The sequence below is a fragment of the Streptomyces sp. NPDC004721 genome, from assembly GCF_053601495.1.
In genome coordinates, this window is record NZ_JBSGBZ010000004.1 from 11,923 (window position 1) to 30,693 (window position 18,771).

The following is an 18,771-nucleotide window of genomic DNA, read 5'->3' on the forward strand; positions in this document are numbered from 1 at the left end:
TACTTTCAGTGGTGCTCAACGGGGGAGGTCGGTGGCAGGGAGATCGGTGGGGTCAGCGGGGTCGTCGAGGTCGGTGAGGTCGGTGAATCCGTAGACCCGCCGGGCGTTGTGCCGCCCCGCCCAGCGGGCGATCCGCAGCGCGTCCGCCGGGCTCAGCTCGTCGGCGTCCACCCGCTCCCGCAGCAGCCCGGCCAGTCCCTGCCGGAAGGCCACCGCGCCCAGGTGGTGGAACTCGGCCACACCGTAGGCGTCGGAGCTGTACAGCAGCTTGCGGAACGGCGTGATCTCCAGGGCCTCGGCCAGGACCGCCCGGGCCCGGGCGGGACCCACGTGGTGCAGCGTCAGACCGACGTCGAGGTACACCCGCTCGAACACGGCGGCCAGATAGGCTGCCTGGCGCTGGTAGGGCCAGCAGTGCAGCAGCAGGACCGGGATCGTGCCGGCGGTCAGGTGCAGCCAGTCGGTCAGAAGGACGGGGTCCGCGCGGTGCAGGCGGATGTCGCCGTCGCCGAACCCGGTGTGCAACTGGAGGGGAAGACCGAGGTCGACGGCCGTCCACAGCAGATGCCGTACGAGCACCGGGTCGTCGAGACGGTCGCCCGCCCCGGCGAGCCAGCCGGCCGCCGCCCGCGTGACCTCCTCCGGCGAGGGGCGTGCCGGGTCCAGGTCGAAGCCGGTGCGGTACGCGGCCACCGACTTCACCGCGACCACGCCCGGCCGCCGCACGGCGTCCTGCGCGGCCGCACGGAAGGCGGCGCCGTACTCGCCGGGCTCGACGCCCCCGGCCGCCACGGCCTCCGCGACGCGCTCCAGCCGCACGACCTCGTACGCCACCGCGCCACCGCCCGCCGCGCCTGCCAGCTCCCGCGGGGTGGTGCCGGGCTCGGGAGCGAATCCGGTGTCGACGCAGAAGACCTTCGTGCCGCAGGCGCCGAGGAAGCGCCGGTTGACCTCCGCCGCGCCCAGCTCGGTGCGGCGGGCCAGATACTCCTCCGCGGGCGCGTGTCGCGGCAGGTCGAGGACCGGCGCGCAGTGGCGGCGCACGGCCACGCCGACCGGGCTGTCGAACGGCGAGATCCCGCTGCCGGGCCATGCCTCGCCCTCGGTGAGCAGGGACTCGAAGCCGGTCCGGTCCAGGTCGGCGGTGACGACCCCGTGGCAGTGGTGGTCCACGAGCGGCAGCGCCGCCAGCGCCTCCTGGACCGCTCCGGCCCCGGTCGACGCGCTCATCAGTACGTCCAGCGGTACGCCGCCGCGACCTGCTCGTCGTCCAGCCCCTCGACAGCCGCGATCTCGCCCTGCCGCACGGCGGTGACCGCGTCGGCGAGGACCGGTCCGAGAGCCGTGTGCAGCAGGTCGTCCCCACGGAACGCGGCGACCGCCTCCGCCAGCGAGACCGGCAGGCGCCGTACGCCCCGGGCCGCCGCCTCCGCCTCACCGAACCGGGCCGGGTCCCCTGTGATCTCCTCGGGCAGGGACGCTGACGACGCCGTCCCGTCCAGCCCGGCGGCGATCAGGCAGCCCAGCGCCAGGTACGGGTTGGCCGCGAGGTCGACCGGTTTGACCTCCAGGTTGGCCGCCCGCGCGCCCTGCCCCCGGGTCCCGGTGACCACGCGCAGCGCGGCCTCGCGGGTCTCCCGGCCCCAGGCGGTGAACACCCCGGCCCACTGGGAGGGCTTGAGTCTGAGATAGCTGGACGGGCTCGGCGCGGTCACCGCCGTCAGCGCGGGCAGATGGGCGAGGAGGCCGGCCGTGAAGGACTCGGCCTCGGCCGTCATGCCGTGGCGGCCGTCGCCCCCGGAATGCAGGTTGGTCCCGTCGCGCCAGGCCGAGAGGTGGACATGACCGCCGTTGCCCACGCCCCGCGCCAGGACCGCCGGCGCGAAGGAGACCTTCAGCCCGTGCCGCCGGGCCACGGCCCGCACGGTCTGCCGCACCAGCACGCTGCGGTCGGCCGCCGCCACCGGGTCCAGCGCGCCGACGGACACCTCGAACTGCCCGGCCGCGTACTCGGGGTGGAACTGGTCCACGTCCACGCCCTGCGCCGCGAGGGCCGCCAGCAGGTCGGCGGCGCAGTCGCTCAGCTCCACCTGCCGGACGGCCCCGTACGCCGGACCCGACACCGCGGGCTCGAACTCGCCCCCGGGCGCGTGTCCTTGGCCCACGGCCCACTCGACCTCGATGGCCGCCTCGAAGGTGAGGCCGTGGTGCCGCTCGGCGTCGGCGGTGATCCTGCGCAGGAACGTACGGCTGCACCCGGGGTGGCGCTCGCCCTCCTGCGTGATCCGGTCGACCGGGGCCCAGGCCCAGCCGGGCTGGCCGGACAGGACCACCAGGTGATCGAGGTCGGGGTAGAGCCGCAGATCGCCGTCGGGGGAGCCGAGGACGTCGGTGGTGACGATCGAGTCGTGCGCCAGGAAGGTGTCGAACACCGGGGACATGCCCACCCCCCAGGCCGCCGCCGAGGGGAGTTTGGCCGTCGGTACCGTCTTGACCCGGGCGATCCCCGCGGTGTCGACGTAGGCCAGGACGACTCCGTGCACGCCTCGCCCGGCGAGTTCACCGCTGAGCGCGGTGGCCCGTTCGACGTCGCCGGGACGCCCGCCGGGGACGGGGTCGGCAAGGGTGGTCATAGTCCTCCTCGACGGGCTCGGGCGAACCGGCGGCCGGGTACCGCCCGCGTCAGGGTTTCACGGCGACCGCGCCGAACTGCGGTACCGCGGCGGGGGAGTCGCCGTCCGGGCGCCACCGCGAGCACGGCACCAGGCCCGGCTCGACCAGATCCAGGCCCTCGAGGAAGGCGGCCACCTCGGCACGGGAGCGGGCGGTGATCGGCGGTGTGGCGTTGGCGTTCCAGAACTCCATCGCCGGGACGTTGCCCTCGCCGCCGAGGTCGGCGTCGTAGGTGGGGTGCGTCAGCACCAGGAAACTGCCCGAGGGGACCGCCGCCATGACACGGCGGACGATGTCGCGCGCCTGGTCGGTGTCCAGCACGAAGTTCAGGATGCCCAGCATCATCACCGCGACGGGCCGGCCGAAGTCGAGGGTCGCGGAGGCACGCTCGACGATGGCCTCCGGGTCGTGCACATCGGCCTCGATGTAGGCGGTGGCGCCCTCGGGGGTGCTGGTCAGCAGCGTGCGGGCGTGCGCGAGGACGACCGGGTCGTTGTCGACGTACACGATCCGCGCGTCCGGGGCGATCCGCTGGGCTGTGTCGTGGGTGTTGTCGACCGTCGGCAGCCCGGTGCCGACGTCCAGGAACTGGCGCACCTCGCGCTCGGCGGTCAGGTGGCGGACCGCCCGTCCGAGGAACTCGCGGTCGGCGCGGGCCACGTCCCGGATCACCGGGAACATCCCGGCGACGTGCTCGCCGACCTGCTGGTCGACCTCGTAGTTGTCCTTGCCGCCGACCCAGTAGTTCCACACGCGCGCGTTGTGCGCCACCGCGGTGTTCAGCCTCGCCGACCCGTCCGGCGGGGTGTGGCTCTCGCTCACGTCTGCACTCCTGGTTCGTCGCGTGCCGTCTCGTGCCGTCTCGTGACGGTCGTGGCCGTGGTCGCGCCCTGCCCGCGGCCGGCCGCGGCCGACGTCGCCATTGTGCCGCCCGGTGATCACCGTGTCCGGGAATCGGCCGAACCCGGCCGGCCGGGGAGACCGCCGGACTCGGGCCCCGGGCGGCCCCGGACCTGATCGGGACGGAACCCCTGCCAGGAGGCCCCGGTAGGCTGGCGGGGCCGTGGCGCCACCGCGGAGGCACGGCCCGGCCGACCCGGCCGGCGACGTCGCGGAGTCGGTACGGCGTCGACCACCGCACCCCTCGCGCACGGCAACGGAGCCGGCGCCCCACCACCCCGGACGCGCCCGCCGCGCCCGCCACGGAAAACGGACATGCCCAGCACACCCTCGCCCCTGCTCACCACCCCCGAACCCGCCCCGGAAACCGTCACCGGCCCCGTCGGCATACGGCTGATCGTCACCGACATGGACGGCACGCTCCTGGACGACGCCAAGCGGCTCCCGGCCGGACTGTGGCCGACCCTGGCCGAACTGCGCCGCCGCGGGGTGCTGTTCAGCCCCGCGAGCGGCCGTCAGTACGCGACGCTGGCCGAGCAGTTCGCCGGCCACGACGAGGGCATGGTGTTCATCGCGGAGAACGGCACCTACGTCGTCCGGGACGGAATGGAGCTGAGCTCCGCCCCCCTGGACCCGGCCGTCGCGGCCCGCCTCGTCGGATCCGTACGGGAACTCGTCGCCCAGGGCGTGGACGTGGGCGCCGTGGTCTGCGGCAAGCGGTCGGCCTATGTGGAGCGGACCGACGAGGCCTTCCTGACCGAGGTCCGCAAGTACTACGTACGGCACCGGATCGTGCCGGACGCGGCGGCCGTCGACGACGACATCATCAAGGTGGCCCTGTTCGACTTCGGGTCGGCCGAGCGGACCACCGCCCCGGTGCTGGCGCGGTTCGCCGCCACCCACCAGGTCGTCGTCTCGGGCGAGCACTGGGTCGACGTGATGAACCGCACCGCCGACAAGGGCGCCGCGCTGCGCCGGCTCCAGCGGGACCTGGGGATCACGCCCGCCCAGACCCTGGTGTTCGGCGACTACCTCAACGACCTGGAGATGCTGGACGCCGCCGAGTGGTCGTTCGCCATGGCCAACGCCCACCCCGAGGTCATCGGCCGGGCCCGCCATCTGGCCCCCTCCAACAACGACAACGGGGTACTGCGCACCATCGCGCGCCTGCTGCGCCTGCCGCCCGGCCTCGGCGGCTGACCGCCGGCTGCCCGCGGGGTGCCCGGAGCCGGGGGAGTCCTGGCTGTCGGCAGAGGGGAGTCCAGGCCGTCAGCTGGGAGCCGGGGCCGTCAGCCGGGAGTGGTCTCCTCGACCCGGGTGTCCGGGTCGTCCCGGTCCCTGCGGTCGCGGTCGTCCGGGCCGGGCCGGCTGTCCTTGTCCTGCCGAGTGTCGTACCAACTGTCCTGCCGAGTGTCCTGCGGAGTGATCCGCCCGCCGCCGACCCGGCCGCGCAGCCGCCGCCACGCGTCGCCGCAGCGGTCGACGAACTCGACGTAGCGCGCTCCGCAGCCGGGCGGCGGAAATCCCAGGCGGTCCTGGAAACGGTGGAACACCCCGCCGACGTCCGGAAGCAGATCGGGCCGGAGGTCGGGCCGGAGATCGGAGGCGGCCGCCGCGTCCTCTGCCAGCGTCAGATGAACACCCCCGGCGTACTGCGAGGACATGTTGTAGAGGAACGCGCCCAGGGTCGCCATGGCCGTACCCAGGACGACCTCCAGGGTGACGACACCGGCGGCGATGACGAGCGTCCAGCCGAAGGAGGGCCAGGCTTCCGGGTCCATCGCGGTGAGCATGGCCCAGACGAGCACCATGGTGACGAGCACGCAGGCACCGAGTCCCAGCAGCACCAGACAACTCGTCGTCATCACCGACCAGGGATCGGCCCGCGATATGCGCATACGTATCGCGGACGGCCCCGGTCCCGCCGCCTGGGACCGCACGGGCCGGTCTGCGACCCCGCACTGCTGGGGGGCGGGGTCCTGCCCCGAGGCCTCGGTGCCGCGCTCCTGGCGCTCGGCTGGGCTCATGCCTTGCTCCTCACGGTGGGTGCGACCGCCCGCGCGGCGTGCATGACGGCGGCCGGGCCGTGCTGGGCGGTGCGGGAATCAGGCGGTGGCGCTGCCGTGGCGTGCGGCCGCGGCGACGATGTGGTGCCGGGTGACACGGCCGATCTCGTGCCAGAACGGCTTTGCCGTCAGGTAGGCGCCCAGCACGGAGAGCACTCCGAGGGAGACGTCGACGCTGATCCGCCCCTGCTTGGCCCAGTAGACGTCCTTGAGATCCAGCAGGAGTGCGAACTCGTCGCAGATGAGGGCGGTGCCGCAGCCGTAGGCGGCCGCGACGGCGGGGTGCCCGACCGCGCGTTCGTCACCGCGTACGGCGATCAGGCCCACGCCGGCGAGGGTGGCGATGCCGATGTTGTAGTGGTGCAGGTGCTCGCCACCGGCGGAGATGTTGCCCCAGGGCAGCCAGCCGCCCCGGATGCCGTGCGTGATGACGCGGACGGTGCCGAAGGTGACCCCGAAGGAGATCCAGGTGATCAGCAACGACCGTCGCAGCGGGGTCAGATGCCGGTCCGCCGTCTCATGCCATCTGCTGACGAGCAGCGGCCGGTCCGGGTCCCGGTCGCGGCGGCGTGCTTCGGTGAGTCTCATTGGCTGACCGGCCTCCCACGCCGAACCGGCATCCTCGGACGGCGTTGGGGCCGTCCCGGACACCGCCGTTGGTGTGCGGTTTCGACGTTAGGCGTGGCGCTCCCGTCCCGCATGCCCGCCGCCGCGGGACGGGGCCGCTCGGGTGACGGCGGTGCGTACGCCGGACCGGCCGGCCCGCCGCCGTGCGGTGCTCAGCCGCGCTCGCTCACGTTCTCGGCGGCGAACATCCAGCGCTGCTTCTCCAGTTCGGCCGTGATCGTGATCAGCAGGTCCTGGGTGACCGGGTCGGGCTTCTCCGTCGCGTCGATGCGCTCGCGCAGCCGCTTGATGGCCGCCTCCAGGGACTCGACCATGACCGCGACGACCTCCGTGTCGCGCACCCAGCCGTCCTTGGGGCCGGGCAGCGTGAAGGCCGAGGCGATCGTCTCCGGGCGTCCGTCCGGCGGCAGGCCGAGCGCCGCGGCGCGCTCCGCGACCGTGTCGGCGAACTCGCGGGCCGCCGCCACCACTTCGTCGAGCTGGAGGTGGATGGACCGGAACCGCGGTCCCACGATGTTCCAGTGCGCCTGCTTCCCGATCAGGGAGAGCCCGAGAAGGTCCACGAGAGTGCTCTGCAGCGCGTCCCCGGTGACCTGACGGGCCGCTTCGGGGATCGTGCTCTTCACGACAGTCATGCGGTGGTCCTCCTTGGGGAGTCGTCTCTGGGAGTCGTCTCTGGCGGTACGGAGCGGCGCGATGCGTTCGGCCTCGCTGGTCCCGGCCGGTCCCAACCGCACCGCGCAACCACTCCATGGGGGCGCGAGTGCCCTCGTCGAAAGGGGGCAAACAACCGCCCCGCCCAGGTCGGACGCCCTTTTCCGGGCCCGAGACGGGCGCTCAGCGCGCGAGTACGCGGTCCAGGAAGTCCGTCATGTCGGCGAACACCTCCGCCCGGTTCGTCTCCAGGAACACCTCGTGCCGGGCGCCCGGGTAGATCCGCTCGGTCAGCGTGCCGCCGAGCCGCTCGGCCCCGGCCCGGCTCCCGTCGAGCGGGACCAGCCGGTCGTCGTCGCCGTGCAGCCACAGCACGGGCAGCTCCCCGACGTCGCCGCCCTCGGCGACGGCCTTCAGGGTCCGCGCGAACGCCTCGACCGTCGGCCGCTTCATCGGGCCGTGCCAGACGAGCGGGTCCGCCGCGTACGCCGCACGGACCGCCGGGTCCCGGGAGAGCGCGGCCGGGCTGACCGGCGTGTCGGGGATCTCGTCCAGGGCCAGCAGCCGGCCCGGGAGCTCCCAGGCGCCGATGACCGGCCCGGACAGCACGAGCGCGGCGAGTTCCGCGCCGTGGCGCTGGGCGTAGCGGGTGGAGATCAGCCCGCCCATGGAGTGGCCGATCAGCACGAGCGGCAGCCCGGGGTGCGCGGCACGGGCGAGATCCGCCACGGCGCGCACGTCGGTGACGACCTCCTCGAAGTCCTCGACCACCACGCGTTCGCCCGCCGATTTCCCATGGCCCATGTGGTCGGGGGCGTATACGGCCGCTCCGTGCGCGCCCAGTGCGCGCGCCGGCTCCTCGTAGCGGCCGGAGTGCTCGCCGTACCCGTGCACCACGAGCGCGACGTACCGCGGTCGCGGGTGCGGCCACTCGCGGACGGCGAGGGCGCCCCGGACGCCGGTCAGGACGTGCTCGCGGACGTCGGCCACGACCCCTCCAGGTGAGACGGTCCTTACGCCCCGCGGTTGTCAGGACATAACATCGGTCACCGCATGAACACGATGACGCTCTGGAACATATCCGGGTGGGGATTCGCCGCGCTCGCCTTCGCGGCCCTGCTCGTCGGCTTCTCGAAGACCGCCGTCAGCGGGGCCAACACGGTCAGCCTGGCCGTCTTCGCGGCCGTCCTGCCCGCCCGCGCCTCCACAGGAGTGCTGCTGCCGGTCCTGATCGCCGGCGACGTCCTCGCCGTCCTCACCTACCGGCGGCACGCTCACTGGCCCACGCTGTGGCGGCTGTTCCCGGCGGTCGCGGCGGGGGTGGTCGTCGGCACCCTGTTCCTGATGTGGGCCGACGACGGGATCGTACGGACGTCGATCGGGGCGATCCTGCTGCTGATGGCGGGGGTGACGGTATGGCGGCGCCGCAGCGCCGACCGGGGGGAGGAGCCCGAGGCGGTCAGCACCCGTCCGGGCCGCCTCAAGGCCCGCTCCTACGGCGTCCTCGGCGGCTTCACCACCATGGTCGCCAACGCGGGCGGCCCGGTGATGTCGCTGTACCTGCTGTCGGCGGGCTTCCGCAAGCTCGGCTTCCTCGGTACGTCGGCCTTCTTCTTCCTGATCGTCAACGTCTCCAAGGTGCCGTTCAGCGCCGGTCTCGGACTGATCGACGGCCGCTCGCTCCTCCTGGACGCCGTGCTCGTGGTCTTCGTCGTGCCCGGTGCGCTGCTCGGCAAGTGGGCGGTGCACCGCATCAACCAGCGGCTGTTCGAACAGCTGGTGATCGCGGCCACCGTCGTGGGCGGCTTGCAACTGCTGCTGCGCTAGCCGGTCATCCGGTCGAGAGTGTCCGGATCGGGAGGTGTCCGGAGCGCGAAGTAGTCCGGTCGTCCGGTCAGGAGGCCGCGCGGCCCAGCGCCGCGCGGAAGCGGTCGTAGCGTTCCACGTCATCCACGTCGTCGGCGCGCCGCGGCCGTCCCACGAGGAGTCCCCAGACGCTGGCCATGAACAACGTCGCCAGGGGGATGAGCAGCCATGTCAGAGGGGTCACTGTCCGTCCTCTCCTTCCCGAGTGGATCAGCCGGGTAGGGCGACGATGACATACATGATCAGCTCTACATATTTGTATGACGAGCGACTCCGCGCTTTTCACTCGGAGGGCCCCGGTCCGAAAGTCGGAAGGTTTCTTGTCCGGACAATCCGCCCGGGAGGGCCGGGCATGGGTCGGGAGCGCCCTGAGTGATCGTTAAGATGAACCGCGGTTGCCGCGATCCGTATGCGCTGCCCGGCTGCTGCCGCGCCTGCTGCGGGGAGCGGTCGTGAGGGCGGGACTTCGGGGATTTTGAGGGCGGGGCTACGGGTGCTGGTGGCGGGGCGGTACCGGCTGCAGACGGTCATCGGGCGCGGCGGAATGGGCGAGGTCTGGAGAGGCCTCGACGAGGTGCTCGGCAGACCGATCGCGGTCAAACTGCTGCTGAACGACGGGTCGGACGCCTCCGCCGAGGCCCGGTTCAGACTGGAGGCGCAGACCTCGGCCCGGCTGAACCACCCGCACGTGGTCGGGACGCTCGACTTCGGTGCCTGGGAGGACCGCTGCTTCCTCGTGATGGAACTGATCGAGGGCGACAGCCTGGCCGGTGAGCTGACCGCCGGCGGCCCGCTCTCACCGGAACGACTGGCCCAGGTGGCCCAGCACTCGGCCGAGGGCCTCGCCGCGGCGCACGCCCAGGGCATCGTGCACCGGGATGTCAAGCCCGGCAACCTGCTCAGCGACCACCAGGGCACCGTCCGCATCGCCGACTTCGGCATAGCCCGCTTCGTCGACGACCCCTCCGGCGCGCTCACCACCACCGGGCAGATCGTCGGCACCGGCCTCTACCTGGCGCCCGAGCGGGCCATCGGGACCCCGGCGAGCGCGGCCTCCGACATGTACTCGCTGGGCTGCGTGCTCTACCACCTGTCCGTCGGCTCCCCGCCCTTCGAGGCGTCGACCGCGACGGCGCTGCTCTACCAGCACGTCGACTCCCCGCCCGTACCGCCGCACCAGCGGGGCGTGGCGCTGCCGCCCGCCTTCGAGGCGTACCTGCTGAGCATGCTGGCCAAACAGCCGGAGGAGCGGCCCACGGCCCGGCAGGCAGCGGACTGGTTCGCGGGCGGCGCCTGGCGGGGCGTTCCCGAGCCGCTTCCCCCGGAGCACTGGAGTGGGGGCGGGGGCGGGGGACGCGGGCAGCATCGCGGTCCGAGCCAGCGGGGTACGGCTCCCTCGCACCGTCGCGCCGCCACCGCTCCCGCCCTCGCCCGCGCCGGGGTCGCGTCGGGGGCCGCCGGCATGGACTCCGGCTGGAACACCAGCGTGCACCGGGTGCCCCCGCGCCGACCCGGACTGCGTTCCTCGCTGCGCCGCCACCGCCGTGCCGCCGCCGTCGTGGGCGGCGCCGTCCTCTTCGTCTCCGCGCTGCTCGCCGGGATGGCGTGGTTCTCCTAGTGCTGCGACAGCACTGGACGCGCCCACGGGCAGACGCGCCCGCGTGCGCGGTCGCCGACAGGAGCGGGCGGGCGCCCTTGGAGTCCGGACGGCGCGCTGAGTAGTCTCCGGCACATGCGGATCTCCGTCTCCTCGGACATGGCTGAACCCGTCGCACGCTCGCTGGTCGCCCTGCTGCGCGAGCGCGGGCACGAGGTGCTGACCCACGGTGCGCTGCGCCCCGGGGACGACCCCCAGTGGGCGGCGTGCTCGGCCGCCGCGGCCCGTGACGTCGCCGAGGGACGCGCCGACCAGGCCGTCGTGTGCTGCTGGACCGGCACGGGCGCCTCCATCGCCGCGAACAAGGTGCCCGGCGTACGGGCAGCTCTGTGCACCGACGCCTACACGGCGGACGGCGCCCGCCGCTGGAACGACGCCAATGTGCTGGCGCTCGGCCTGCGGCTGACCTCCGAACCGCTGCTCAAGGAGATCCTCGACGCCTGGTTCGCGGCCGCGCCGAGCGAGGACGCCGAGGACCGCGAGAACGTCGCCCGCGTAGGACGCCTGGACCTCCGGCGGGACGAGACCCGGGGCGACCGGCCCTGAGAGGCCCCAGAGTCACTAGTGCCCCGGCAGGCAACGTTGGCCCGTCAAGGAGCGGCGTCCGGTGCGTGCTCTGGGGGTCCCCCCTGCTCGAAGAGCTCGGGGGAGTGCCGGCCGGAAGTCCCCGTACTGGACGTACTTGGGCTTTCGGCCGGTGCGGCGAGTGGGGGTACCCCCTGCTCGAAGAGCTCGGGGGAGCGTGCCGGGCGTCGCGACGGGGCGAGCGTTGCCTGTTGGGGCACTAGGAAGGGCGGCTCGCCTCCGCGGCCCGTACGACCAGGTCGAGCGGGTCCTCCCGGAAGAGGGCGCGCCCGGCCGCGATCCGTTCCTCACGTGGCGCGCCCGGCGCCGTGAGGCGGGTCAGGGAGCGCAGCAGGGCATCCGGTTCTGGTGCGTGGTCGCAGACGCCGAGGGCCGCCATACGGCGCAGCCCCTCCGCCCCGTGTCCGGGCAGCGGGCGGTGGCCGACGACGGGCAGGCCCGCGGCGAGCGCCTGTACGGCGGTCTGCCCGGCCGCGTTGTCCACCAGGGCGGCACACGCGTGCAGCAGTTCCGGCATGTCCGTCACCCAACCGGGGGTGAGGACACCCGGCGTGCCGGACAGGGAGCGGCGCAGCCGTTCGTTGCGTCCGCAGAGCACGACCGGCAGGAAACCGTGCGCGGCGAGCAGTCGGGCCGTGTCGGCCAGCCGGCTGCCGGCTCCCCAGGCGCCGGCGGAGACCAGCACCGCGGGCCGCCCGCCGCCGTGCCGCTCCAGCCGGCGCCGCCACACGGCCGTCCCCGGCCCCGCGGCGAAGAACTCCGGTGCCACGACCGGACCAGTCGCCTCCGCCGCCCGGCTGGTGCCCCGCCGGACCTCCCGAGCGGTCTCGTCCGTGACGCACACATGCAGGTCGTTGCCCGGGTGCAGCCACTGCCGGTGCGCCGCGAAGTCGACGACGACCACCGCGCTGGGCACCCGCAGCGCGCCGCGCACCCGGAGGTGGCCGGTGAGCTGGGCGGCCAGATGGAAGACCGGCACGACGACATCGGGCCGCCACTCACCCACCAGGCTCAGCAGACGCCCGCCGGCCAGCCGTGCCAGCGGGGTGCCGCTCGGGCGCGGCCGGGGGCCGGGTGCGAGGAACAGGTCGTAGATACCGGCGTAGACCCAGGGGGCCCGACGGACGACGGTCCGGTAGAAGCCGCGCAGACCGCTTCCCAGACCGCCGGGCAGCAGGGCCAGTACGTCCACGACGCGGGCCTCCTTGCCGGCGGCTCGGGCGCGGCGGGCCAGTTCGGCGGCCACCGTGTCATGGCCCGACCCCATGCTCGCGGTCACCACGAGCAGCCGCTCCGCCTCGGGCGGGGACGTCGGGGCCGGCCGGGCGGGCGCGTGGCGCCTGCCGGGCTCGCGGGCGGCGGACAGCGGTGGCGGCACGGACGATTCGGACGACACTGGAAGTGAGTAACCCTCACCCACCGCAGTCAAACGAACGGGCACATCCTTCCGCCCGTCCCACGTTTCGGGCACAGCCTCCGGGATACTTCACCAGCCCGGAGGCCGTCCCGTACCGCCGGGGCCGCACCGGCGGCCCTCGGTCCGTCCGATCCTCGAGGTGCGTCCCGATGTCCCACGCCCCCTCCCGCGTACGGTCCGGCTCCGGCACGCCGGTCGAGGCCCCGGCGGCGCCGAGCGCCGCACCCGGCCGGACCGGCGGTGCAGCGACACCGGGCGGAGGCGCGCTGGTGACCGGGGCCTCGTCCGGGATCGGCGCGGCCGTGGCACGGCGACTGGCCGCGGAGGGCGGCTGGCGCCTGGTGCTCAACGGACGCGACCGCGCACGCCTTGAGGAGGTCGCCCGGGGCACCTCGGCCGTGGCCTTCCCGGCGGACCTGTCCGCCCAGGGTGCCGAGCGGCGCCTGGCGGAGTTCGCGCTCGACAACGTAGGCCGCGTCGACCTGCTGGTGGCGGGCGCGGGCATCGGGTGGGCCGGACCGTTCAGCACCATGCCGCAGCCGGCCATCGACGAGCTGTTCGACGTCAACGTGCTGGCGACGCTGCGTCTGGTCCGGCTGCTGCTGCCCCAGATGATCAGGCAGGGCACGGGCCGCGTGGTCATCATCGGCTCCCTTGCCGGCACGGTAGGCGTCCGCGACGAGGCCGTCTACTCCGCCGCCAAGGCCGCGCTGGGCGCCTTCGCCGACGCCGTGCGCTACGAGCTGCGCGGCACGGGGGTCGGCATCAGCCATGTGGTGCCCGGGGTGGTCGACACGCCGTTCTTCGACCGCCGCGGAGTGCCCTACCGGCGCTCCTGGCCCCGTCCCGTCCCGGCGAGCCGGGTCGCCGACGCGGTGTGGGAGGCGGTGTCGCGAGGCCGGGACGAGGTGTACGTCCCCGGCTGGACCCGGCTGCCGGGCCGGGTGCGCGGTGCCGCGCCCGCCCTGTACCGCCGCCTTGCCGCACGATTTGGGTGACACACGGCGTGAACGCGCTCACCATCGTCCTCGCACTGTTCGCCGCGTGCGCCAACGCCGCGGCCTCGGTACTGATGAGGCGCGCGGCGACGGAGACGCCGGACGGCGGGGGAGGGGGCGATCGGCGCACCGGCGGTACGGCGGGCGAGACGCCGGACAGGCGCGGGGAGGACGGCGGTCCGGCTCCCCGGGCGGCGGAGGGCGGACACGGGCCGGACGCCGCGGGTACGCCGCATGCCGTCAAGGTCAGGCGGCGGCGGTTCTGGCTGGCCGGGGCGGCCATGCTGGCCGTGTCCGCGGTGTTGCAGGCCGCGGCGCTGGCCGTCGGGAGCCTGTCACTCGTCCAGCCCCTGCTGGCGACCGAACTGCTGTTCACGCTGGCGATGGGCAGCATCGTCTTCCGCCGGCGGCCGGCCCGGATCACCTGGCTGTCCTTCCTCGCCCTGGCCGCCGGACTGGCCGTCTTCCTCGGCGCCGCCTCGCCGTCCGCCGGACGCGCCACGGCCGAGGGGGCGCGCTGGATCCCGGTCGGCGCCGCCCTGGCGTGCCTGGTGCTCCTGCTGATCGGCGTGGCGCGGCTGGTCAGGGGCCCGCCCCGGGCAGCCGTGCTCGGTCTGGCCTCGGCCGTGCTGTTCGCGGCGACGGCCGCCCTCCTCAAGGAGGTCACGGGCCTCTATCCGCAGGGCCTGGCCACACTGTTGTCGGACTGGACGCCGTACGCCACGGCGATCACCGGGCTGGCCGCCTTCGGACTCCTCCAGTGTGCCTTCCGGGCGGGGACGCTCGTCGCCTCCCAGCCCGCCCTCACCCTCGGCGACGCCCTGACGAGCATGGCGCTGGGCTGGGCGCTGTTCGGGGAACACATCGCCCTGGGCGTACGCATGGTGCCCGAGGCGATCGGTATCGGTCTGCTCGCGGCCGGGACGGTCGGTCTGTCCCGTTCCCCGGCCGTCTCGGGCAAGTGGGACGCGGAAGCGGCGGTCGGCGCGGCCTCCGATCCGGGAAGGGCGCAGGCGGAGCACCCGTGAGGACAGAAGCATGAGGAGGAGTCGGAAGGGCGCAGGCGGAGCACCCATGAGGACAACAGCATGAGGAGGAGTCGGAAGGTGGCAGGCAGAGCACCCGTCAGGCGGAGTCGGCAGGTGGCAGGACCAGGCAGCCGTCACGCGCGCACCGCGCTGGCGGCCCTCACGCCGGTGGCCGCCGTCGCGGCCGCCCACATCGTCCCGGCGGCCACCTGGCTGCCCCGCTTCCGGGCCCTGTGCTTCCCCGGTCTCGCCGGGACCGGCCGCCCCGACCACGTCGCACTGACCTTCGACGACGGCCCGGACCCGGCCTCCACGCCGCACTTCTTGGACGAGCTGGACCGGCTCCACGTACGCGCCACGTTCTTCGTCCTGGGCGGAAGAGTGGCCCGTTTCCCCGGCCTCACCCGGCACATCGCGGACCGGGGGCACGAGCTCGCCGTGCACGGCTGGACCCACAGCCGTCCCTGGCTGCCGGCTCCGGCCCGGGACGTCCGGGAGACCGCGCGGGCGGCCCTCGCCGTGCGCGAGACAACGGGCCTGCGGCCGCGGTGGTACCGCCCGCCCTACGGCATTCTCACCGCGGGCCGCTGGGCCGCCGCCCGGCACGCGGGCCTGCGCCCCGTGCTGTGGACCGCCTGGGGCCGCGACTGGACGGCGGACGCGACCCCCGCCTCCGTCCGCACCACCGTCACCGCGGACCTGCGCGGCGGCGGCACGATCCTCCTGCACGACACCGACCACGCCTGCGCCCCCAACTCCTGGCAGGCAGCCCTAGGCGCCCTGCCCGGCCTTCTCCGTGTCTGCCAAGACGCCGGCTGGTCGGTGGGTCCCCTGTCCGAACACGACCTGCGCCGAGCCGGGCAGGGCTGAGCCCGTCCACCCGTTGTCCAGGGTTCTCGCGCCGACGATGCCTCAGCCCCTGGGCGCCTTGCGCCCGCTGGTCTGCGGCGGGCGGGCCCGTCCGCCGCGCGACGGGCCCGCAGGTCTTGGGGCAGGCCACGGCGCCGGGACGGCCCGGCCGATGGCCGTGTGGAGATGCCCGTCTCCACGGCGCGGCTCTCAGCGTCGGTACGCGGTGCCGCGCGCAGTGCCATGCCGAATGGCGGGTTCGAAGCGCGGGTGATGCCACACGCCGCACGCGCGTGAGGCCCGCCAGCCGGCAGTAGGGTCTCGCGCCCTCGTCGCCGCACCCTGGTGCGGCCCCCCGTCCGTCACCCCCTACGCTCGATGTCATGTCCTCGCACATCCTGGTTCTCGGTGGTACCGCCGAGGCCCGTGAGCTGGCCGCGGTGCTCGCGGCGCGAGACGGGGTGCGGGTGACCAGTTCGCTGGCGGGGCGGGTGACACGGCCGGGGGCGCTGGACGGGGACGTGCGGGTCGGCGGTTTCGGTGGAGCGGAGGGGCTGGCCTCCTGGCTGCGCGAGCACCGCGTGGACGCCGTCGTCGACGCCACCCATCCCTTCGCCGAGGCGATCACGCGGAACGCGGCGCGGGCCGCGGCGGCGACCGGCGTACCCGTGGTGGTCCTGCGCCGGCCCGGATGGAGGCCGGGACCCGGGGACCGCTGGCACCCGGTCGCCTCGCTGCACGCCGCGGCGGAGCTGCTGCCGCGGTTGGGGCGCCGGGCGTTCCTGACCACGGGACGGCTGAGCCTCGCCGCCTTCGCCCATCTGGCCGAGACGCACTTCGTCGTACGGTCGGTCGAGCCGCCCGAGCCGCCGATACCCCCGGACACGCGGGTGGTGCTCGCCCGCGGGCCGTTCACCGTGGCCGGCGAGACAGAGCTGCTCAGGGCGCACCGCATCGACGTGCTGGTGACCAAGGACAGCGGGGGAGCGGCCACCGCGGCCAAACTCTCGGCCGCGCGGGAACTCGGGCTGCCGGTCGTCGTCGTACGCCGTCCGCCGCTGCCTCCGGAGCTGACCGCCGTACCGGACGTCGCGGCCGTGCTGGAACGCCTCGGCCGAGCCGCCAGGCCTACTCCGCCCGACCCTCGGGGTTGCGGCGCAGCAGATACGTGTCCATGATCCAGCCCTTGCGCTCGCGAGCCTCGGTCCGCAGCCGCTCGATGCGCGGCGCGGCCTCGGCGATCGGGCCGGAGACGAGGATCTCGTCCGGGGTGCCTATGTAGGCGCCCCAGTAGATGTCGATGTCCTGGTCGGCGCAGTGCCGGAAGGCCTGGTGGGCGTCGAGCATCACCACCACGTCGTCCACGCCCTCCGGGAATCCCTCGGCCAGCCGCCGCCCGGTGGTGATCTGCACAGGCCGGGCGACCCGGTTGAGCCCCGTGCGGTGCCGGGCCACCAGGGCCGAGACGCTGCTGATGCCGGGCACCACGTCGTACGCGAAGTCCACCGCGCCCCGCGCCAGCACCTCCTCGAGGATGCCGAGCGTGCTGTCGTACAGCGCCGGATCGCCCCACACCAGGAACGCGCCGGTCTCGTCCTCGTCCAGTTCCGCCGTGATCAGCCGCTCGTAGACGTCCGCGCGTGCGCTGCGCCAGTCGCCGACGGCGGGGGAGTAGGCGGCACCGCCCGCCGTCCGGTCCCGCTCCGGGTCACGCGCCTCCACCACGCGGTACGTCCCCTCCGGTATGTGCGTGCGAAGCATGTCCCGGCGCAGTTGTACGAGGTCCGACTTCGCCTCGCCCTTGTCGAGGACGAAGAACACGTCCGTGTCGCGCAGCGCCCTGACCGCCTGGAGGGTGAGCTGGTCCGGGTCGCCCGCGCCGATGCCGATCACATGAATCTTTCGCACGCCCCGAGTCTGCCGTACGGCACTGACAGCGCGTCCACCGGTGCCACACCGACCGCTACCGGCACCACTCACGCAGCCCGTCGGCTACGCCCCGTCCCCGCGCAGCCGAGGCGCCCGTTCCGCCGCGTCCACGGCACCCGCCGCCCCGCTGTCCACGGCGTCCGCCAGTTCCCGCGCCCACGCCACCACCCCGGACGCGTCCATGCCGTACGGAGTCCGCTGCCCGGTGTCCGCCACCCATTCCTCCACCGCCCCCGCCCCGCGCCGCAGCAGCCGGGCGCCGCCGGTGACGTTGCCGCGGGCCGCGTGCGTGAGCCCCACCGCGAGCTGGGCCAGCCCCCGCCAGAGGGCGCGCTCCGCCGGTGGCCCCGACTTCCAGGCGTCCTCGAAGACCTCGTGCGCGTGGAAGGGCTTGCCCGCGTCCAGCAGTGCCTGAGCCTCGGCGACCGTCGCCGGCGGGGTGCGCACCACGCCCTCGGGCTGCCTCGGTACACCGTCGGCGCCGTACGGCAGGGGCCGCCCGAGCCCGTCCCGGGGCCGGGCGTTGCGCGCCCGCCCCTCACTGTCCCGGTCCCGCGCGCCCGCCGGCCTGTCGGAGGAAGTGCCGCTCATACGCCGATTGTCCCCGACCCCGCGCCCCTTTTCGGCGCGGCCCCCGAGGTGCGGTAAAGTGACGTTCGCGCGATCACGCGGTTCACCGCACGAACGCGCACCGGGACGTGGCGCAGCTTGGTAGCGCACTTGACTGGGGGTCAAGGGGTCGCAGGTTCAAATCCTGTCGTCCCGACTCGGAAGAGTCGCAGGTCAGGGGATGTTTCAGAGGAATCTGAAGCATCCCCTTGATCATGTACGGGGACCAGTCGGTTCGGCATGGTGCCCATGCTGCCGCAGTACCCCGGGGGGTCAGGCGGCAGGCGTGTCCCAGACGGTGATCTCCAGACGTCCCGTGCCCTGGACCTGCGCGGCGAGGACGCGCAGGTAGGCGGTACGGCCCTCGCCGGTCAGCAGGCAGAACCGGTCGCCAGGCTTGACCCCCGTGGTGTAGGTGCCGTTGGTCCGAACACTCTCGGCACACTGTGTGGCCGTCGGCGCGGCACCCGAGGCCGGCAGCGGGGCCAGGTTCCCGGCAGATCCCGGCACGGACAGCTCCACAGACCCGGTCGGGGCCCCGAAGGTGACGTCTGCGCCGGCGATGTCCGACCCCGTGACGGTCGGTTCCGTGGTGTCCAGATCGACGAAGGACCCGCGGTTGGTCGTGTCGGCCGCCACGGCCTTCGGCCCGAACACCGCGCGCACGGTACCGGCGGTCTCGGCAGGTTGCTCGGGAGCACCGGACTCCGTCGAGGCGGTGGACCGCGTGGGCGCCAACTCCGCGCTCTTGTCACTGGTGTCGCCGGAGGAACCGGACCGGCTCACCAGTACCGTCACGAGGATCCCCACGATCGGAATCACGATCCCCACGACCCACCAGGCCCAGCGCGGCTGCTGGTGCGATCCTTCCGGCGGACGCGTCGACGTGGTGTTGTGCCCGGTCATGTGCTCC

20 protein-coding genes and 1 tRNA gene are annotated in these 18,771 nt (G+C 73.9%); 9 read left to right on the plus strand and 12 right to left on the minus strand.

The window, feature by feature from the left end; all coding sequences use genetic code 11:
• Window positions 1-15: 15 nt before the first annotated feature.
• Genes ACWEK3_RS04325 through ACWEK3_RS04335 form a run of 3 tightly spaced genes read right to left on the minus strand, consistent with a single transcriptional unit; the run spans window position 16 to window position 3,495 of the window.
• A complete protein-coding gene (locus ACWEK3_RS04325; protein WP_450546859.1) occupies window positions 16-1,230 on the minus strand; it encodes an amidohydrolase family protein in 1,215 nt (404 codons plus the stop codon).
• Window positions 1,230-2,633, minus strand: a complete 1,404-nt coding sequence (locus ACWEK3_RS04330; RefSeq protein WP_450546860.1) for a glutamine synthetase — start codon at window positions 2,631-2,633, stop codon at window positions 1,230-1,232. The genes ACWEK3_RS04325 and ACWEK3_RS04330 overlap by 1 nt, the downstream gene beginning before the upstream one ends.
• Before the next feature lie 49 nt (window positions 2,634-2,682).
• Window positions 2,683-3,495 (minus strand): SAM-dependent methyltransferase, encoded by an 813-nt coding sequence (locus ACWEK3_RS04335; protein WP_453248896.1) that lies wholly within the window; start codon window positions 3,493-3,495, stop codon window positions 2,683-2,685.
• Window positions 3,496-3,888: 393 nt separating this feature from the next.
• Here ACWEK3_RS04335 and ACWEK3_RS04340 point away from each other — a divergent pair, with 393 nt between their 5' ends.
• Window positions 3,889-4,773: a Cof-type HAD-IIB family hydrolase gene (locus tag ACWEK3_RS04340; RefSeq protein WP_453248897.1), complete on the plus strand. Its 885-nt coding sequence runs from the start codon at window positions 3,889-3,891 to the stop codon at window positions 4,771-4,773.
• Window positions 4,774-4,862: 89 nt separating this feature from the next.
• Here ACWEK3_RS04340 and ACWEK3_RS04345 read toward each other — a convergent pair whose 3' ends face one another.
• The 4 genes from ACWEK3_RS04345 to ACWEK3_RS04360 all read right to left on the minus strand — a co-directional run bounded on the left by ACWEK3_RS04345 (window position 4,863) and on the right by ACWEK3_RS04360 (window position 7,910).
• On the minus strand, window positions 4,863-5,600 hold the full coding sequence (locus ACWEK3_RS04345; RefSeq protein WP_453248898.1) for a DUF3566 domain-containing protein: 738 nt from the start codon (window positions 5,598-5,600) through the stop codon (window positions 4,863-4,865).
• 78 nt (window positions 5,601-5,678) lie between these two features.
• Window positions 5,679-6,227 (minus strand): hypothetical protein, encoded by a 549-nt coding sequence (locus ACWEK3_RS04350; RefSeq protein ID WP_450546864.1) that lies wholly within the window; start codon window positions 6,225-6,227, stop codon window positions 5,679-5,681.
• A 191-nt stretch (window positions 6,228-6,418) separates the two neighbouring features.
• Entirely contained in the window at window positions 6,419-6,901 is a 483-nt protein-coding gene (locus tag ACWEK3_RS04355) for a Dps family protein (protein ID WP_361415718.1), read from the minus strand.
• Window positions 6,902-7,103: 202 nt separating this feature from the next.
• Entirely contained in the window at window positions 7,104-7,910 is an 807-nt protein-coding gene (locus ACWEK3_RS04360; RefSeq protein WP_453248899.1) for an alpha/beta hydrolase, read from the minus strand.
• A gap of 63 nt (window positions 7,911-7,973) precedes the next feature.
• Here ACWEK3_RS04360 and ACWEK3_RS04365 point away from each other — a divergent pair, with 63 nt between their 5' ends.
• Window positions 7,974-8,747: a sulfite exporter TauE/SafE family protein gene (locus ACWEK3_RS04365; RefSeq protein WP_453248900.1), complete on the plus strand. Its 774-nt coding sequence runs from the start codon at window positions 7,974-7,976 to the stop codon at window positions 8,745-8,747.
• A gap of 67 nt (window positions 8,748-8,814) precedes the next feature.
• Here ACWEK3_RS04365 and ACWEK3_RS04370 read toward each other — a convergent pair whose 3' ends face one another.
• Complete coding sequence (locus ACWEK3_RS04370) at window positions 8,815-8,970, minus strand: hypothetical protein (RefSeq protein ID WP_361415712.1); 156 nt, start codon at window positions 8,968-8,970, stop codon at window positions 8,815-8,817.
• Window positions 8,971-9,279: 309 nt separating this feature from the next.
• Here ACWEK3_RS04370 and ACWEK3_RS04375 point away from each other — a divergent pair, with 309 nt between their 5' ends.
• Both ACWEK3_RS04375 and ACWEK3_RS04380 read left to right on the plus strand, forming a co-directional pair.
• Complete coding sequence (locus ACWEK3_RS04375; RefSeq protein ID WP_450546867.1) at window positions 9,280-10,404, plus strand: serine/threonine-protein kinase; 1,125 nt, start codon at window positions 9,280-9,282, stop codon at window positions 10,402-10,404.
• Between the two features lie 114 nt (window positions 10,405-10,518).
• On the plus strand, window positions 10,519-10,989 hold the full coding sequence (locus ACWEK3_RS04380; RefSeq protein ID WP_361415708.1) for an RpiB/LacA/LacB family sugar-phosphate isomerase: 471 nt from the start codon (window positions 10,519-10,521) through the stop codon (window positions 10,987-10,989).
• A gap of 238 nt (window positions 10,990-11,227) precedes the next feature.
• Here the strand turns inward: ACWEK3_RS04380 and ACWEK3_RS04385 are convergent, their stop codons facing one another.
• Window positions 11,228-12,424, minus strand: a complete 1,197-nt coding sequence (locus ACWEK3_RS04385; protein ID WP_453248901.1) for an MGDG synthase family glycosyltransferase — start codon at window positions 12,422-12,424, stop codon at window positions 11,228-11,230.
• A 170-nt stretch (window positions 12,425-12,594) separates the two neighbouring features.
• Between ACWEK3_RS04385 and ACWEK3_RS04390 the strand changes: the two genes are divergently transcribed.
• The 4 genes from ACWEK3_RS04390 to ACWEK3_RS04405 all read left to right on the plus strand — a co-directional run bounded on the left by ACWEK3_RS04390 (window position 12,595) and on the right by ACWEK3_RS04405 (window position 16,498).
• The gene (locus tag ACWEK3_RS04390; protein ID WP_450545583.1) at window positions 12,595-13,443 is read left to right on the plus strand and encodes an SDR family NAD(P)-dependent oxidoreductase; all 849 of its coding nucleotides are present in this window, start codon (window positions 12,595-12,597) and stop codon (window positions 13,441-13,443) included.
• Between the two features lie 8 nt (window positions 13,444-13,451).
• Window positions 13,452-14,471, plus strand: coding sequence for a DMT family transporter (locus tag ACWEK3_RS04395; RefSeq protein WP_453248902.1), 1,020 nt, complete (start codon window positions 13,452-13,454; stop codon window positions 14,469-14,471).
• Window positions 14,472-14,621: 150 nt separating this feature from the next.
• Window positions 14,622-15,341, plus strand: a complete 720-nt coding sequence (locus ACWEK3_RS04400) for a polysaccharide deacetylase family protein (RefSeq protein WP_450545625.1) — start codon at window positions 14,622-14,624, stop codon at window positions 15,339-15,341.
• A gap of 362 nt (window positions 15,342-15,703) precedes the next feature.
• Window positions 15,704-16,498 (plus strand): cobalt-precorrin-6A reductase, encoded by a 795-nt coding sequence (locus tag ACWEK3_RS04405; protein ID WP_453248903.1) that lies wholly within the window; start codon window positions 15,704-15,706, stop codon window positions 16,496-16,498.
• On the opposite strand, the gene cobF is transcribed toward ACWEK3_RS04405, so the two are convergent.
• Window positions 16,449-17,228, minus strand: a complete 780-nt coding sequence (cobF, locus tag ACWEK3_RS04410; protein ID WP_453248904.1) for a precorrin-6A synthase (deacetylating) — start codon at window positions 17,226-17,228, stop codon at window positions 16,449-16,451. The genes ACWEK3_RS04405 and cobF overlap by 50 nt on opposite strands.
• 84 nt (window positions 17,229-17,312) lie before the next feature.
• Window positions 17,313-17,840 carry a DUF309 domain-containing protein gene (locus ACWEK3_RS04415; RefSeq protein WP_376651797.1) on the minus strand — a complete coding sequence of 176 codons (528 nt, stop codon included), beginning with the start codon at window positions 17,838-17,840 and terminating at the stop codon, window positions 17,313-17,315.
• Between the two features lie 101 nt (window positions 17,841-17,941).
• On the opposite strand from ACWEK3_RS04415, the gene ACWEK3_RS04420 reads away from it, so the two are divergent.
• Window positions 17,942-18,015: transfer RNA gene (locus ACWEK3_RS04420), tRNA-Pro, on the plus strand.
• 116 nt (window positions 18,016-18,131) lie between these two features.
• Here the strand turns inward: ACWEK3_RS04420 and ACWEK3_RS04425 are convergent.
• Window positions 18,132-18,764: a hypothetical protein gene (locus tag ACWEK3_RS04425; RefSeq protein WP_453248905.1), complete on the minus strand. Its 633-nt coding sequence runs from the start codon at window positions 18,762-18,764 to the stop codon at window positions 18,132-18,134.
• Between the last annotated feature and the right edge of the window lie 7 nt (window positions 18,765-18,771).